Here is a 14,447-nt window from a genome sequence, read left to right on the forward strand (position 1 = left end):
GGGACGTGACTACGCCGCCGACGCTCCCGCCCGAAGAGGTTTTCGACTGGCTCGACGTCGAAGCGGAGAAGCGGGCGAGCGCGGGACTGGTGCGGCAGCTGCGACCGCGTCCCGCCAAGGCCGATGAGCTCGACCTGGCGGGCAACGACTACCTCGGGCTGGCCCGCGACAAGCGCGTCGCCGGGGCCGCCGCGGCCGCCGCGCTGCGCTGGGGTGCCGGGTCGACCGGGTCCCGGCTGGTCACCGGATCGACCGAGCTGCACACCGAGCTGGAGCTGGAGCTCGCCCGGTTCTGCGGCGCGCAGGCGGCGCTCGTGTTCTCCTCCGGCTTCGCCGCGAACCTCGGCGCGGTGACGGCGCTGTCCGGGGCCGAGTCCGCGATCGTCACCGACAAGTACATCCACGCGTCCCTGATCGAGGGCTGCCGGCTGTCGCGGGCCGACGTCGCCGCGGTCGCGCACTCGACGCCGTCGGCGATCAAGCACGCGCTGGCGACCCGCCGCAAGCCGCGGGCGCTGGTGGTGACGGACTCGGTGTTTTCGGTCGACGGCGACCTCGCCCCGCTCGACGAACTGGCCGGAATCTGCCGTTCGCACAGCGCGGCGCTGCTGGTGGACGACGCGCACGGCTTCGGCGTCCTGGGCGAAGGCGGCCGCGGCGCGGTCCACGCGGCCGGGCTGTCGGGCGCGCCCGACGTCGTCACGACGTTGACGCTGTCGAAGTCCCTCGGCGCCCAGGGTGGTGCGGTGGTGGGGCCGCGCCGGGTGATCAAGCACCTCGTCGACACGGCGCGCAGCTTCATCTTCGACACCGCGTTGGCGCCCGCGAGCGCCGCGGCCGCGCTGGCGGCGTTGCACGCGTTGAAGGAAGAGCCGGGTATGGCGGGGAAGGTGCTCGAGAACGCGGGCAACCTGGCGATGTCGTTGAAGGCGGCCGGGTTGAAGGCGAGCGTGCCGGACGCCGCCGTGATCTCGGTTCAGGCGCCGTCCGCGGAGACGGCGGTGGCGTGGGCCGCGGCGTGCGCGGAGCAGGGCATCCGCGTCGGGTGCTTCCGGCCGCCGTCGGTGCCGGACGGGATCTCGCGGCTGCGGCTGACCGCGCGGGCCGACCTCACGGAGTCCGATGTGGACCGTGCGGTGAAGGTCATCACCGCGACCGCCCCGCGCGGCGCGATCGCCTGAGCCGTACCGGAAGGGTCGACACGCGTGATTCCGGAGTCGACACGCGTGATTGAAAGGTCGACACGACGTGGGCCGGGGGCGCCTGCCGTGTCGTCGCTCCAATCACGCGAGTTGACCCTTCAAACACGTGAGTCGACCTGCTGATCACGGGCGGCGGCGCATTTTGATGTGGGGGATTCCGTCGTCGTCGGTGTACTCCGGGCCTTCGGGGACGAAGCCGTAGCGGGCGTAGAAGCCTTGGACGTACGTCTGGGCGTCGAGGACGTACTCGCCCGGGGTGGTCAGGGCCGCGTCCATCAGGCGGGCGGCCAGGCCGGCGCCGCGGGCAGGAGCCGCCGTCACCACCCGGCCGATGCGGCGGATGCCGCCCGGGTCGAGCAGGACCCGCAGGTACGCCAGGACCGCACCGTCGGCCTCGAACCACAGGTGACGGGTGTCCGGGCGCAGGTCACGGCCGTCGAGCTCCGGGTACGCGGCCTTCTGCTCCACGACGAACACGTCGACGCGCAGGCGGAGGACGTCGTGCAGCTGGGCGGCGGTCAGCTCGGGACCGGTCGCGTCGAACAGGGTCGGCATACCCCTGCTTAGCACGCTCAGCCGAGGAGGCGGGGCTTGGCCTGGGCCTCGATGTCCTTGGCGTACGTGGAGACGCGCGTATAGACGCCCGGCTTGCCCGCCTTCGCGCAGCCGTCGCCGAAGGAGACGATGCCGATCAGCGTGTCGCCGACCACGAGCGGCCCGCCGGAGTCGCCCTGGCAGGCGTCGACGCCGCCCTCGGGGTAGCCCGCGCACACCATGGTCCGCTGGTCGTAGACGCTGTAGTCGCTGTGGCATTCGCTGTCCGAGACCACCGGGACTTCGCCGCTGCGCAGGTAGTCGGAGCGGGCGCCGCCGTCGGCGATGCGGCCCCAGCCGAGCACGGTCGCCTGGGTGTCCTTGGCGTACAGCCCCGTGTCGCCGCTGCCGGGCAGCTTCGCCGGCCGGTAGTCGAACTGGCCGCGCACGGTCAGCACCGCGACATCGGCCCCCTTCGTCGGGTCGGTGTAGCTCTGGCTGACCCAGACCTTGGACACGCCCAGGACCTGGCCGTCGCTCGTGCGCTTGTCCTCCCGGCCGGCCACCACGCGGATGTCCTGCTTCGCCACCGCCTTGGCGCAGTGCGCCGCCGTCGCGACCGAGGTGGAGCTGACGATCACCGCGCCGCAGAACTGGTTGCCGCCCGCGTCGGTCAGGTACACCGCGTACGGGTGGTCGGCCAGGGAAGCCTGGTTGCCGCCCACGATGCGCGGCTGGTTGGCCGAAGCCGGGTCCGCCGCCGCCGTGCCCACCACGACCGGGACGGCGACCGCGGCGACCGCGAGGAGCGCGCCGCTCACGAACAGCAGGGATCGGCGGGACTTCACGGACATGGGTCTTCCCCTTTTCGACGCGGCACTTTTCGAAGCAGCACTTTTCGGCGCAGCACGAAGCTGAGCACTCGGCACCCGGACGACTCCGGTGCGTGAACGACGTCCGCTCAATACCCTAAGCCGAGGGGGCCCAAAACGGTGTCACTGGAACGGGTGGTCTCCGCCCGGGGACCGCTTCTGCCAAGCTGGCCGGATGTGGCGGAAAGCGGCGGCAGGGGCGGTGCTGGCCCTCGCCGTGAGCGGGTGCTCGCCGGAAGCGCCACCGGCGCCACCGCCGGTACCTGCGCCGACGACGACGGCGGCGACAACATCGACGACGAGCGCGCCCGGCACCGCGGCCCGGCCGGCGACGGTGTCGAGCGCACCGGCCGCCGGCTGGCAGGTGGGTGCGCGGCCGCTCCCCCGCCGTTCCGACGGCTTCGGCGAGGTCGAGCCGACGCCACCCGAACTGGTGAATCGGGCACTTCCGACAAAAGACGTGCTTCCCCCACCCGCGGGCGCCGCGTACGCGTCGACGATCAGCGCCGTGCCCGCGGACGTCCTCGCGCGCAGCACCTGGCAACCCGGCTGCCCCGTCAAGGCGGCCGACCTGCGCTACCTGACGATGTCCTTCTGGGGCTTCGACGGCCGCGCGCACACTGGCGAAATGCTGGTGAACGCCACCGGCGCGGCGGGCATCACCAAGGTCTTCGGGCAGCTGTTCGCCGCGCGCTTCCCGCTCGAAGAAATGCGCGTGACCGGCCCGGCCGAGCTCACCGCGCCGCCGACCGGGGACGGCAACTCGACCAGCGCGTTCGTCTGCCGCCCGGCGCGAGGCCAGACGACGTGGTCGGCGCACGCCTCCGGGCTCGCCGTGGACGTCAACCCGTTCTGCAACCCCTACACCCAGGGCGATCTCGTGCTGCCCGAGCTGGCGTCGGCGTACGTCGACCGCTCGCGCCACCGGCCCGGCATGGTCCTGGCCGGCGACGCGACCGTGCGCGCGTTCGCGGCGATCGGGTGGAGCTGGGGCGGGAACTGGCACAGCCCGACCGACCGGATGCACTTCACCGCGACCGGCCACTGACCACGTAATACGACGTCAAGCACAGCGGGGAACACCCGCCTCCGCGCCGAGGTTGGCTAGGGTGAAACGACCGGACCCGGACCCGCGGAGGATGCAGTGCCCCACTACGACCTGGTGATCGTCGGGACGGGATCGGGGAACTCCATCCTCGGCCCGGACTTCGCCGGCAAGAAGACGGCGATCGTGGAGAGGGGCACCTTCGGCGGCACCTGCCTCAACGTGGGCTGCATCCCGACGAAGATGTTCGTGTACGCCGCCGACGTCGCGTACACGCCTTCGCACAGTGCCAAGTACGGCGTCGACGAAGAGCTGAAGGGCGTGCGCTGGCGCGACATCCGCGACCGCGTCTTCGGCCGGATCGACCCGATCGCCGCGGGCGGCGCGGAGTACCGCCGCCATCACGAGGACAACGCGAACGTCGACGTCTACGAGGGCACGGGCCGCTTCACCGGCCTCAAGGAGCTGCGGGTCAGCTTCCCCGACGGACGCCCCGACGAGGTGCTGACCGCCGAACAGTTCGTGCTCGCCGCGGGCGGCCGTCCGGTCATCCCGGACATCCCGGGCCTGGACGACGTCGGCTACCACACGTCCGACACCGTGATGCGGCTCGACGAGCTGCCCGGGCGGATCGTCATCCTGGGCGGCGGGTACATCGCGGCCGAGTTCGCGCACGTCTTCGCCTCCTTCGGCGTCCAGGTCACGCTGGTCAACCGCTCCGGACGGCTGCTGCGCTCGGAAGACGAAGACGTCAGCGCGCGCTTCACCGAACTGGCCGCCGAGCGGTTCGACGTCCGCCTCGACCGCAAGACGGTGCGGGCGCGCCAGACCGAGAGCGGCATCGCGCTGGACCTCGAAGGACCGCAGGGCGCCGAGACCGTCGAGGGCGACGTGCTGCTGATCGCCACCGGCCGGAAGCCGAACTCCGACCTCCTCGACGTCGCCGCCACCGGGGTGACCACAATGGACAGTGGGCACGTCGTGGTCGACGCCTACCAGCAGACCGCGGTCGAGGGCATCTACGCGCTCGGCGACCTCTCGTCGCCGCACGAGCTCAAGCACGTCGCGAACCACGAAGCCCGCGTGGTGCAGCACAACCTCCTGCACCCGGACGAGCGGATCACCGCCGACCACCGCTTCGTGCCGCACGCCGTCTTCACCCACCCGCAGGTGGCCTCGGTCGGCCTCACCGAGCAGAAGGCCCGCGACCTCGGGGTGTCCTATGTGGTCTCGAAGCAGGACTACGCCGGGATCGCCTACGGCTGGGCGATGGAGGACACCACGGGCTTCGCGAAGCTGCTGGCCGACCCGGCGACCGGGCAGCTGCTCGGCGCGCACATCATCGGCCCGCAGGCGTCGTCGGTGATCCAGCCGCTCATCCAGGCGATGAGCTTCGGCCTCGACGCGCGGAGCATGGCGCGCGGCCAGTACTGGATCCACCCGGCGATGCCGGAGCTGATCGAGAACGCGCTGCTCAACCTGCCCCTGGACTGACCCGGACGCAGGGCTCAGACGAAGCGGTGGCGGCCGGCGAGGGCGCCGAAGGTCAGCTGGACGCCGAGCAGGCCCAGCAGCATGGCCAGCGGCACGGTCCAGCCGCCCGCGAGGTCGTGCAGCAGGCCGAAGAGGAACGGGCCCAGCGCGGCGAACAGGTAGCCGAAGCCCTGCGCCATCCCGGACAGCCGGGCGGTGTCCGCGCCGGTCCGCGCGCGCAGCGCGATCACGGTCAGGGCCAGCGAGAACGTGCTCATCCCGAGCCCGACGAGGATGCTCCAGAGCAGCGGCGACCACGACGGCGCGAGCATCAGCCCGGCCGTCCCGGCGACGCCGAACACGCCCAGCCCGACGATCCACCGGCTCTGCCCGCGCTGCCGGGCCGCCATCGGCGCGACGACGAGGCTGATCGGCACCGCGATCAGCGAAACCAGGCCGAACAGCAGCCCGGCGTCGTCGCGCCGGACGCCCGCGTCCATCAGCACCTGCGGGAACCAGCCCATCGCCGCGTAGGCGTAGAAGGCCTGCAGGCCGAAGAACGCCGTGACGATCCAGGCCAGCCGGTTGCGCAGCAGCGAGCGGCCACCTTCGGCGCCGTCGGCGGGCCGCGGTGCGCGGCCGGTGCCGCGGGCTGCGAGGATCCAGGCCAGCAGCGCGACGACGGCCAGCGCGGCCCAGCCGCCCAGCGCCGGGCGCCAGCCGCCGAGGGCGTCGCCGAGCCGGGGCGTCACCGCCGAGCCGAGGGCGCCGCCGCCCTGCAGCGCGGCGGTGTAGACGCCGGTCAGCAGGCCGATGCGAGCCGGGAAGGAGTCCTTGATGACGACCGGGATGAGCACGTTGATCAGGGCGATCCCGGCGGTGGCGACGAGCGTCCCGCCGAGCACCACGGCGGGGCCGTCGAGCACGCGCAGCACCAGCCCGGCGGCGAGGGCGGCCAGCGCGACCGCGATGGCGGCGCCGACCCCGGCCCGGCGGGCGAGCAGCGGCGCGGCCAGCCCGGCCCCGGCGAAGCAGAGCGTCGGCAACGTCGTGAGCAGGCCGGCCCAGACCACGGAAGTGCCCAGGTCGGAGCGCATTTCGGCGAGCATCGGACCGACGCCGGTGATGGCCGGACGCAGGTTGAGGGCGGTGAGCACCACCGCGACCGCGAGCAGCGCCCCGGCGGCGACCACGCCGGGCGTCCGGACCTCGGCGGCGGCGTCCAGTTCGGGTCCACGGTGTTCGACGCGCATGCCCGCTACTATCGCATACGTAGGATGATTGGATGAAGGGATAATCCTGTGCCTCTGGCCACCACGCGCCGAGCAGGCCTCGTCGACCAGGTCATCGACCAGCTGCGGACCGCGGTCACGCAGGGCGAATGGCCGATCGGCGAACGCATCCCGACCGAAGCCGAGCTCGTCGAGCAGCTCGGCGTCGGGCGCAACACCGTCCGCGAAGCCGTCCGCGCGCTCGCGCACACCGGGCTCCTGGAGGTCCGGCAGGGCGACGGCACCTACGTGCGCGCCACGAGCGAGGTCTCCGGCGCGATCCGGCGACTCTGCGGCTCGGAGCTGCGAGAGGTCCTGCAGGTCCGGCGCACCCTGGAGGTCGAAGGCGCGCGGCTCGCCGCCGTCGAGCGGACCGAGGAGGAGGTCGCCGCGCTGTGGTCATTGCTCGGCCGCCGCGAGGTCGAGCTGCGCGAAGGGCGCTGGCAGGACTTCGCCCGCACGGACGCCGAGTTCCACTGCGCGGTCGTCGGCGCCGGCCACAACCGGCTGCTGACCGAGCTCTACCGCGGGCTGACGGAGGTCATCGCGGCCAGCATCGCGACGACGTCCAGCATCGCGCCGGGCGCGGACCACTCGCCGGAGATCGGGCACGAAGGTCTCGCCCGGGCCATCGCCGACCGGAACCCGGACCGCGCTGCCGCCGAGGCCTGCGGGTTCCTCGACGAGCTTCTGGAACGCATCGAACAGGCCTGAACTGCGGTTTTCTTGGTCGATGACCCCTAAGGGTGCCATTTCGGGGTTGTCGTGGCACCACTGCGGTGCCACAGTAGTGCCATGGACCTGACGCCCTTCGTGGACAGCCTCCGCCGCGAGTTCGCGGTCGCCGCCGAGGCGGCCGGCGAGGACGCTGTCACCCTGGCCGAACGGCTGGCCTCCCCGCTGGAGTCCGCCATCCGGCTCACCCTGCTCGACGCGCTGTCGGCCGCGGCCGACGAGATCACCCGCGACCTCGCTCCCGGCTCCGTCGAAGTACGCCTTCGCCGCCGCGAACCGGAGTTCGCGGTTTCCGTGCCCACGGCGCCCGAACCGGCTCCGGCGGAGGTCCCGCCGCCGCCCGAGGCCGACGACGGCGCCGTCTCCCGGATCAACCTGCGGCTCCCCGACCAGCTGAAACAGCGCGTGGAGGAAGCCGCCGGCCGGGAGCGCATCTCCATCAACGCCTGGCTCGTCCGGGCCGCGAGCAGCGCGCTGGGCACCGACCGCGGCCGCCCCACCCAGCGCCGGTCGGTCTTCGGCGAGAAGTACACCGGCTGGGTGCAGTAACCCCCTTTTCGCCTCTGCCTTCACGTCTCCGACCTGCGGAGACGCCACCCGAGCACCCCAGGAGGGCGCAGCCATGCCTGTTTTCCCCACCCCCGAGCCGATCACGGCCACGATCGACGTGAGCATCGCGGACGTCCGGATCGTCGCCGGTGACGGCACGGAAACGACCGTCGAGGTCACCCCGGCCGACCCGGGCGACAACGAGGACGTCAAGGCCGTCGCGAAGACCCGCGTCGAGTTCGCCGGCGGCGAGCTGCTGGTCAAGGGCCCGAAGTACGTCACCAAGCTCTGGGGCAAGGGCGGCGCCCTGCACGTCACGGTCGAGCTGCCGGCCGGTTCGCAGATCAGCGGCACCGCCGCGATGGGCGACTTCCGCGTCACCGGCCGGGTCGGTCCCAGCCGCTTCAAGACCTCCGTCGGCGACATCCACCTGGACGAAGCCGCCCGGGTCGAGGCGAGCACGGCGACCGGCGACGTCACCGTCGAACGCGCCACCGGGCACGCCGAGCTCGGCACCGGCTCCGGCGAGCTGCGGATCCGCGAGATCGACGGCACCGCGGTCCTCAAGAACTCCAACGGCGAGACCCGCGTCGGCGAAGTGACCGGCGACCTGCGTGTCAGCACCGCCAACGGCGACATCCTCGTCGACCTGGCCCACGCGGGCGTGCACGCCAAGACCGCCGCCGGCGACATCCGGCTCGGCGAGGTCGTGCGGGACCGGGTCGTCCTCGAGACCGCCGTCGGCGAGATCGAGGTCGGCATCCGCGAGGGCAGTGCCGCGTGGCTCGAGCTGAACTCGCTGACCGGGTCCGTGCGCAACACGCTCAGCGCCGCCGACGGACCCGGCGCCGGCGTCGAGACCGTCGAGGTCAAAGCCCACACCTACACCGGCGACATCGTCATCCGCCGGGCCTGAAGACTCCACACACGAAGGGGAAGATCCATGGCAGACGCCATCGTGGCCGAGGGACTGGTCAAGAAGTACGGGAAGGTCACCGCGCTCGACGGGATGAGCTTGTCGGTACCGGAAGGCACGGTGCTCGGCGTGCTCGGGCCGAACGGCGCCGGGAAGACCACCACCGTCCAGATCCTCACGACGCTGCAGAAGCCGGACGCCGGCCGGGCGACCGTCGCCGGGTTCGACGTCGTGAAGGACGCGCACGAGCTGCGTTCGCACATCGGCGCTTCGGGCCAGTACGCCGCCGTCGACCCGGAACTGACCGGGGCCGAGAACCTCGAGATGGTCGGCCGGCTGTACCACCTGGGCACCAAGCGGGCCAAGGCCCGCGGCCGGGAACTGCTCGCCCGGTTCAGCCTGGCCGACGCCGCCGACCGCCCGGTCAGGGGCTACTCCGGCGGCATGCGGCGGCGCCTCGACCTGGCCGGCGCGCTCGTGGCCAACCCGCCGGTGCTGTTCCTCGACGAGCCCACCACCGGGCTCGACCCGCGGGCCCGCACCGACCTGTGGGACGTCATCTCCGAGCTGGTCGCGGGCGGCACCACGCTGCTGCTGACCACGCAGTACCTGGAGGAGGCCGACCGGCTGGCCGACAGCATCGCCGTCGTCGACCACGGGCGCGTGATCGCCCGCGGCACGGCCGACGAGCTCAAGGACCTCGTCGGCGGGGAGCGGATCGAGCTGACCGTCGGCACGCACGACGACGTCGCCGTCGCGCAGCGGGCGCTGGCCCGGCTGGCCAGCGGCGAGCCGCAGGCCGAGGGTTTCCGGCTCACCGTGCCCGTGTCCCACGGCGCAAAAGCGCTTACCGAAGCGCTGGCGCTGCTGGCGGCCGACGGCGTCGACGTCCGCGACGTCGGCGTCCGCCGCCCCACCCTCGACGACGTCTTCCTCACCCTGACCGGCCGCGAAACGGCCGAGCCCGCCGAACTCGCGAAGGAGGCCGTGTGATGAACGCGGTGCAGATGGCCGTGACCGACGGCGTGACGGTCGCCAAGCGCAACTCGATCAAGATCTTCCGGTCGCTGGACCTGCTCGGGTCCCTCGTGTTCACGCCGGTGATGTTCGTCCTGCTCTTCGGGTACGTGTTCGGCAGCGTGATCGACATCCCCGGCCTGTCCTACCGCGAGTTCATGCTGCCGGGGATCTTCACCCTCGCGGTGGCGATGGGCGGCATCGTCACCGGCTACGGGCTGACCGACGACCTGCAGAAGGGCATCATCGACCGGTTCCGCTCACTGCCGATGTCACCGGCCGCCGTCCTGATCGGGCGGACCACCGCCGACCTCATCCTCAGCACGGCGAGCCTGCTCATCATGGGCCTGGTCGGCCTGCTGGTCGGCTGGCGCATCCACACCGGCGTGCTCGAGGCGCTGGGCGGGATCGTCCTGCTCCTGGCGTTCTCCTACGCGCTGTCGTGGGTGATGGGCGCGCTCGGCCTGGCCGTGCGCAAGCCCGAGGTGTTCAACAACGTCTCGATGGTGGTCGTCTTCCCGCTGACGTTCCTGGCCAACACTTTCGTCGACAGCGGCCGGCTGCCCGGCCCGCTGCGCGCGATCGCGGACTGGAACCCGGTTTCGGCGGTCACGCAGGCGGCGCGGGAGCTGTTCGGCAACACGAGCGCGGCCCTCCCGCCGCGCGACGTCTGGCCGATGCAGCACGCGCTCCTGGCCTCGGTGCTGTGGATCGCGGTGTTGCTGGTGGTCTTCGTGCCGCTCTCGGTGCGCTGCTACAAGAAGGCCACCAGCCACTGACTCAAGGCAGCGTGAGGATCTCGCTGCCGTCGGCCGTCACCACGAGGGTGTGCTCGAACTGGGCCGTCCACTTCTTGTCCTTCGTGGTGACGGTCCAGTCGTCGGACCAGATGTCGTAGTCGATGGTGCCCAGGGTGATCATCGGCTCGATCGTGAAGGTCATACCCTCCTCGATGATCGTGTCGACGGAGGGCTCTTCGTAGTGCAGGACCGTCGGGGGCGTGTGGAACGCCGGGCCGACGCCGTGGCCGGTGAAGTCGCGGACCACGCCGTAGCCGAAGCGCTTGGCGTAGGCCTCGATGACCCGGCCGATGACGTTCAGCTGGCGCCCCGGCCGGACCGCCTTGATCGCCCGCATCGTCGCCTCGCGGGTGCGCTCCACCAGCAGGCGGGCCTCTTCCGAGACGTCACCGGCCAGGAAGGTCGCGTTCGTGTCGCCGTGGACGCCGCCGATGTAGGCGGTGACGTCGATGTTGCAGATGTCGCCGTCCTCGATCACCGTCGAGTCCGGGATGCCGTGGCAGATCACCTCGTTGAGCGAGGTGCAGCACGACTTCGGGAACCGGCGGTAGCCCAGCGTCGAGGGGTAGGCGTGGTGGTCGAGCAGGAACTCGTGCACCACCTTGTCGATGTCGTCCGTGGTGGCGCCCGGCTTGACGGCCTTGCCGCCCTCCTCCAGGGCCTGGGCCGCGATGCGGCTCGCGATCCGCATCGCCTCGATCACCTCGGGCGTGCGCACGCCGTTGCCGGTGTCCCGCTTCGGCGCCGGCTTGTCCACGTACTCGGGACGGGCGATGGAACTGGGGACGTCACGGCGCGGCGTCTGGACGCCGGGAACGAGCGGGGCACGAACGGACATGCCTCCACCTTACGACGGTCCGGTCAACCGATCCCCGCCAGGAACCGGTGTGCGGCCTGCACCGCCGGTTTGGACGACCCGGCGTCGGTGAGGAGCACGGCGAACGCCAGGTCGCCGCGGTAGCCGACGAACCACCCGTGTGAGTGGGAGCCGTCGCCGAACTGGGCGGTGCCGGTCTTGCCCGCGACGTCGGGGATGTCCCGCAGCCCGGTCGCGGTGCCCACCGTGACGACGTCCCGCATCATCCCGCGCAGCGCGTCGAGGACCTCCTGCGACGGCGGATCGCCGACGTTCTTCGTGGCCGCCGGCATGCCCTTGACGATGGACGGCGACGGCACCTTCCCGGCCTGCACGGTGGCCGCGACCAGCGCCATGCCGAACGGGCTGGTCAGCACCCGGCCCTGGCCGAAGCCGTTCTCCGCCCGCTGGACGGCGGAGTCGCTGGCCGGGACGTCGCCGGTGACCGTGGTCAGGCCCGGGACGACGAAGTCGGCACCGAGGCCGAAGGAACGGGCGGTGTCGGTGAGCGACGAGCCGGCGAGACCGGCGGCGAGCCGGGCGAAGGTCGTGTTGCAGGACCGCGCGAACGCCGTCTTCAGCGGCACCCGGCCCAGGTCGAACCGGCCTTCGTTCGGCACGACGCGGTTTTCGATCGTCGTCGTCCCCGGGCAGTCGACCGGGCTGCCCGCCTCCACCTCCCCCGCCGACAGCGCGGCCGCCGCCGTGACGATCTTGAACGTCGAACCCGGCGGGTAGCGCCCGGACAGGGCCAGCGAGCCCTCCTCGTCGGCGGCGGCGTTCTGCGCCACGGCGAGGATGTCCCCGCTCGAGGGCTGGATCGCGACCAGCGCGGCGGAGTACGGCTCGGGTTCGAGGGCCTTCTCGGCGGCGGCCTGGATCTTCGCGCTGAGCGTGCTGGTGACGGCGGGCGCGGGCCGCGGCGGCTCGGCCATGAGCTCGGCGGCCTCGCCGCCGGTGACGTCGCGGGTGACGATCCGCCAGCCCGCCGCCCCGGCCAGCTGCTGCTCGACCAGCGCGCGGATGCCGGGCAGGACCTGCTGCCCCGACCCGCGGGTCACCGGCAGCAGCCGCTCCTGGCTGGCGAAGCGGACGCCGGGCAGGTCGTAGATCGCCGGCTTGACGCGCTGGTAGTCGCCGGCGCGCAGGGTGATCACCGGGTAGGCGTCGCCGGGCTTGGTCTTGCTCATCCCGTCCAGCACGGACCGGCCGGTGACCGACGGCTCGTACCGGTGCAGCGCCTTGGCCAGCGTCCCGGCGACGGCATTCGCGTCGCCGGCCTTCTGCGGGTCGACGACCACGCCGATCACCGTCTGCGGGCGCATCAGCGCCCCGCCGTCGCGGTCGAGGACCGGGGCCGTCTCCGGCAGCTGCGGCAGCAGGCCGAGAGTCTGGCCGACGGCCAGCTGGGGGTGCACGACCGTCGGCTGCCAGTGCACCTGCCAGCCGTTCTCGGCCGCCCGCAGCTGGGCGTCCGCGCGGTAGGACCAGGTGCGGCCGTGCGGCAGGTGCCAGGTGAGCCGGTAGCCGGCGGTCACGACGTCGCCGTCGGGCTGCTTCACCTCTTCGTCGTCGACGTCGAGGGCCTCGGGGTCGAGCACGCCGCGGACCTGGCTCAGGACCGCTTTGGCGGCGTCCGGTGAGTCGGTGTTCGCCGCCGCGGCGGCGACATCCCCGGACGCGACGGCGTCCAGGAAGGCGGAGAGGGCGTCCTCGGGACTGTCGCCCGAGCACCCGGCCGTGGTCGCGGCGACGAGCAGCAGCACCGCGAGAGCACGGTGTCGACGTGCACTCATGGCCGGATGATGCCTGGTCAGGGCGTTGCGGCGGCTTCGCAACACCGCCACGGAAGGGTGGTTGGAACAGGTTTAGAACAGCACTGTCGCGTACTGGCCGACCTGCTCGAACCCGATCTTGCGGTAGGCCGCGAGGGCGGGGGTGTTGAAGGCGTTGACGTAGAGGCTGGCGGTGCGGCCGAGGCCGCGGACGAGCCGGTTCACGACCGCGGCGGTGCCGGCGGTGCCGAGCCCGTCGCCGCGGCGGTCGGGGTGCACCCAGACGCCCTGGATCTGCCCGACGGTGGCCGACATGGCGCCGATCTCGGCCTTGAAGACGACCTCGCCGTCCTCGAAGCGGGCGAACGCGCGGCCGGCCCCGATCAGCTCGGTGACCCGGGCGCGGTAGCTGGCGCCGCCGTCACCACTGCGCGGATCGACACCGACCTCCTCGATGAACATCGAGACGGCCGCGGGCAGGTACCGCTCGAGCTCGTCCGGCCGGACGGGCCGGACCTGCGGATCGGCGGCGACGAGCGGGGTGCTGTCCAGCGCCATCAGCGGCTGGTCGCCGCGGACCTCGCGGGCCGGGCCCCACTCGCCTTCGAGCTCGTCCCACAGGCCGAGGACCTGCTCGGCCGGGCCGACGAGCGAGGAGCAGGTGCGCTGCCTTCTCAGGGCGCGGTCGGCGAAGGAGCGCAACGCGGGCGCGTTGCCGCGCAGGGGGATGAGGTTGGGCCCGGAAAAGCACAGCCCTTGGAGCCGCCCGGCCCGGACCGGACGGCTGTCGGCGGCCCAGAGCTCGCCACCGAGCCGCCACGGGTCGAGGCCCGCGGCCTCGACCCGGGCGCTGACCATGCAGCTGCCCACCGGGTCGGCGGCCAGCGCGGCACGGACCGCCGGATAGTCCCGATCATCGAGCAGCCGTGCACCTGCAAGCCGCAACACGGGCTCCAGGGTGCCAGATTCGACTGCTAAACGGAACGCAAGCCTTCCGACACGGTGAGATGAACAGCCGCCGCCGGGCATTCCGGGCAGTATCGGAGGTATGCAGCGTTATGCGTACAAGGTCGTCGAGGTCCGCGAGAAGCTGCTCGGCGGCAAGATGTCGGGCGGCAAGCTGGAGAAACTGCTGAACGACCACGCCGAGGACGGGTGGCAGCTGAAGGCGATCACGGCCACCGAGGTGAAGGGCCGGGTCGGGCCCGGCGGGGTCGAGGGACTGCTGGTGACGTTCGAGCGGCCGGTGCAGTAGCGGAGCGCGGACTGGCGGCGGCTCGGCGGCAGACCAGGCGCCAGCCGAGCGGCAGCCCAGCCCAGCCCAGCCGGACGCCAGCCGAGCGGCAGCCAGGCGCCAGACCGGCTCGGCCGCGCGCAGACCGGCCCAGCCGGGCGCCAGCCG

The 14,447-nt window shown here is 72.3% G+C and carries 15 protein-coding genes; 9 read left to right on the forward strand and 6 right to left on the reverse strand.

The features are described from left to right. The first annotated feature begins 5 nt into the window (after positions 1 to 5). A complete protein-coding gene (locus C2L58_RS02765; protein ID WP_103335546.1) occupies positions 6 to 1,181 on the forward strand; it encodes an 8-amino-7-oxononanoate synthase in 1,176 nt (391 codons plus the stop codon). A gap of 144 nt (positions 1,182 to 1,325) precedes the next feature. On the opposite strand, the gene C2L58_RS02770 is transcribed toward C2L58_RS02765, so the two are convergent. Further along, positions 1,326 to 1,757: a GNAT family N-acetyltransferase gene (locus tag C2L58_RS02770; protein WP_103335548.1), complete on the reverse strand. Its 432-nt coding sequence runs from the start codon at positions 1,755 to 1,757 to the stop codon at positions 1,326 to 1,328. A gap of 17 nt (positions 1,758 to 1,774) precedes the next feature. Then, positions 1,775 to 2,590: a S1 family peptidase gene (locus C2L58_RS02775; protein ID WP_103335549.1), complete on the reverse strand. Its 816-nt coding sequence runs from the start codon at positions 2,588 to 2,590 to the stop codon at positions 1,775 to 1,777. 193 nt (positions 2,591 to 2,783) lie between these two features. Between C2L58_RS02775 and C2L58_RS02780 the strand changes: the two genes are divergently transcribed. Together C2L58_RS02780 and C2L58_RS02785 are read left to right on the forward strand one after the other, a co-directional pair. After that, on the forward strand, positions 2,784 to 3,656 hold the full coding sequence (locus tag C2L58_RS02780) for a M15 family metallopeptidase (RefSeq protein WP_233225519.1): 873 nt from the start codon (positions 2,784 to 2,786) through the stop codon (positions 3,654 to 3,656). 96 nt (positions 3,657 to 3,752) lie between these two features. Further along, on the forward strand, positions 3,753 to 5,147 hold the full coding sequence (locus tag C2L58_RS02785) for a mycothione reductase (RefSeq protein WP_103335551.1): 1,395 nt from the start codon (positions 3,753 to 3,755) through the stop codon (positions 5,145 to 5,147). 14 nt (positions 5,148 to 5,161) lie between these two features. Here the strand turns inward: C2L58_RS02785 and C2L58_RS02790 are convergent, their stop codons facing one another. Continuing rightward, entirely contained in the window at positions 5,162 to 6,379 is a 1,218-nt protein-coding gene (locus C2L58_RS02790; protein WP_103335552.1) for a CynX/NimT family MFS transporter, read from the reverse strand. Positions 6,380 to 6,427: 48 nt separating this feature from the next. Here C2L58_RS02790 and C2L58_RS02795 point away from each other — a divergent pair, with 48 nt between their 5' ends. The 5 genes from C2L58_RS02795 (at position 6,428) to C2L58_RS02815 (ending at position 10,393) form a co-directional block, all read left to right on the forward strand. Then, positions 6,428 to 7,111, forward strand: a complete 684-nt coding sequence (locus tag C2L58_RS02795; protein ID WP_103335554.1) for a FadR/GntR family transcriptional regulator — start codon at positions 6,428 to 6,430, stop codon at positions 7,109 to 7,111. An 81-nt stretch (positions 7,112 to 7,192) separates the two neighbouring features. Then, positions 7,193 to 7,681 (forward strand): toxin-antitoxin system HicB family antitoxin, encoded by a 489-nt coding sequence (locus C2L58_RS02800; protein ID WP_103335556.1) that lies wholly within the window; start codon positions 7,193 to 7,195, stop codon positions 7,679 to 7,681. 73 nt (positions 7,682 to 7,754) lie between these two features. Further along, entirely contained in the window at positions 7,755 to 8,597 is an 843-nt protein-coding gene (locus tag C2L58_RS02805) for a DUF4097 family beta strand repeat-containing protein (protein ID WP_103335557.1), read from the forward strand. 27 nt (positions 8,598 to 8,624) lie between these two features. Next, on the forward strand, positions 8,625 to 9,590 hold the full coding sequence (locus tag C2L58_RS02810) for an ATP-binding cassette domain-containing protein (RefSeq protein WP_103335559.1): 966 nt from the start codon (positions 8,625 to 8,627) through the stop codon (positions 9,588 to 9,590). Then, entirely contained in the window at positions 9,590 to 10,393 is an 804-nt protein-coding gene (locus C2L58_RS02815; RefSeq protein WP_199191069.1) for an ABC transporter permease, read from the forward strand. Before C2L58_RS02810 ends, C2L58_RS02815 begins: the two co-directional genes overlap by 1 nt. Position 10,394: 1 nt before the next feature. On the opposite strand, the gene map is transcribed toward C2L58_RS02815, so the two are convergent. The 3 genes from map to C2L58_RS02830 form a co-directional block, all read right to left on the reverse strand. Next, complete coding sequence (gene map, locus C2L58_RS02820; protein WP_103335562.1) at positions 10,395 to 11,252, reverse strand: type I methionyl aminopeptidase; 858 nt, start codon at positions 11,250 to 11,252, stop codon at positions 10,395 to 10,397. A gap of 23 nt (positions 11,253 to 11,275) precedes the next feature. Then, entirely contained in the window at positions 11,276 to 13,066 is a 1,791-nt protein-coding gene (locus C2L58_RS02825; RefSeq protein ID WP_199191070.1) for a penicillin-binding transpeptidase domain-containing protein, read from the reverse strand. Between the two features lie 72 nt (positions 13,067 to 13,138). Next, positions 13,139 to 13,993 carry a GNAT family N-acetyltransferase gene (locus tag C2L58_RS02830; RefSeq protein ID WP_103335565.1) on the reverse strand — a complete coding sequence of 285 codons (855 nt, stop codon included), beginning with the start codon at positions 13,991 to 13,993 and terminating at the stop codon, positions 13,139 to 13,141. A 100-nt stretch (positions 13,994 to 14,093) separates the two neighbouring features. On the opposite strand from C2L58_RS02830, the gene C2L58_RS02835 reads away from it, so the two are divergent. Beyond that, positions 14,094 to 14,300 carry a DUF4177 domain-containing protein gene (locus C2L58_RS02835; protein WP_103335566.1) on the forward strand — a complete coding sequence of 69 codons (207 nt, stop codon included), beginning with the start codon at positions 14,094 to 14,096 and terminating at the stop codon, positions 14,298 to 14,300. Positions 14,301 to 14,447: the final 147 nt, after the last annotated feature.

Origin of the sequence: Amycolatopsis sp. CA-126428 (genome assembly GCF_002904335.1) — a bacterium.
GTDB lineage: Bacteria > Actinomycetota > Actinomycetes > Mycobacteriales > Pseudonocardiaceae > Amycolatopsis.

Bases quoted from the DNA above. Each gene is read 5' to 3' on its own strand.
- C2L58_RS02770 (WP_103335548.1), bottom strand. From the start codon at position 1,757: ATGCCGACCCTGTTCGACGCGACCGGTCCCGAGCTGACCGCCGCCCAG.
- C2L58_RS02775 (WP_103335549.1), bottom strand. From the start codon at position 2,590: ATGTCCGTGAAGTCCCGCCGATCCCTGCTGTTCGTGAGCGGCGCGCTC.
- C2L58_RS02780 (WP_233225519.1), top strand. From the start codon at position 2,784: ATGTGGCGGAAAGCGGCGGCAGGGGCGGTGCTGGCCCTCGCCGTGAGC.
- C2L58_RS02790 (WP_103335552.1), bottom strand. From the start codon at position 6,379: ATGCGCGTCGAACACCGTGGACCCGAACTGGACGCCGCCGCCGAGGTC.
- C2L58_RS02800 (WP_103335556.1), top strand. From the start codon at position 7,193: ATGGACCTGACGCCCTTCGTGGACAGCCTCCGCCGCGAGTTCGCGGTC.
- C2L58_RS02805 (WP_103335557.1), top strand. From the start codon at position 7,755: ATGCCTGTTTTCCCCACCCCCGAGCCGATCACGGCCACGATCGACGTG.
- C2L58_RS02810 (WP_103335559.1), top strand. From the start codon at position 8,625: ATGGCAGACGCCATCGTGGCCGAGGGACTGGTCAAGAAGTACGGGAAG.
- C2L58_RS02815 (WP_199191069.1), top strand. From the start codon at position 9,590: ATGAACGCGGTGCAGATGGCCGTGACCGACGGCGTGACGGTCGCCAAG.
- map (WP_103335562.1), bottom strand. From the start codon at position 11,252: ATGTCCGTTCGTGCCCCGCTCGTTCCCGGCGTCCAGACGCCGCGCCGT.
- C2L58_RS02825 (WP_199191070.1), bottom strand. From the start codon at position 13,066: ATGAGTGCACGTCGACACCGTGCTCTCGCGGTGCTGCTGCTCGTCGCC.
- C2L58_RS02835 (WP_103335566.1), top strand. From the start codon at position 14,094: ATGCAGCGTTATGCGTACAAGGTCGTCGAGGTCCGCGAGAAGCTGCTC.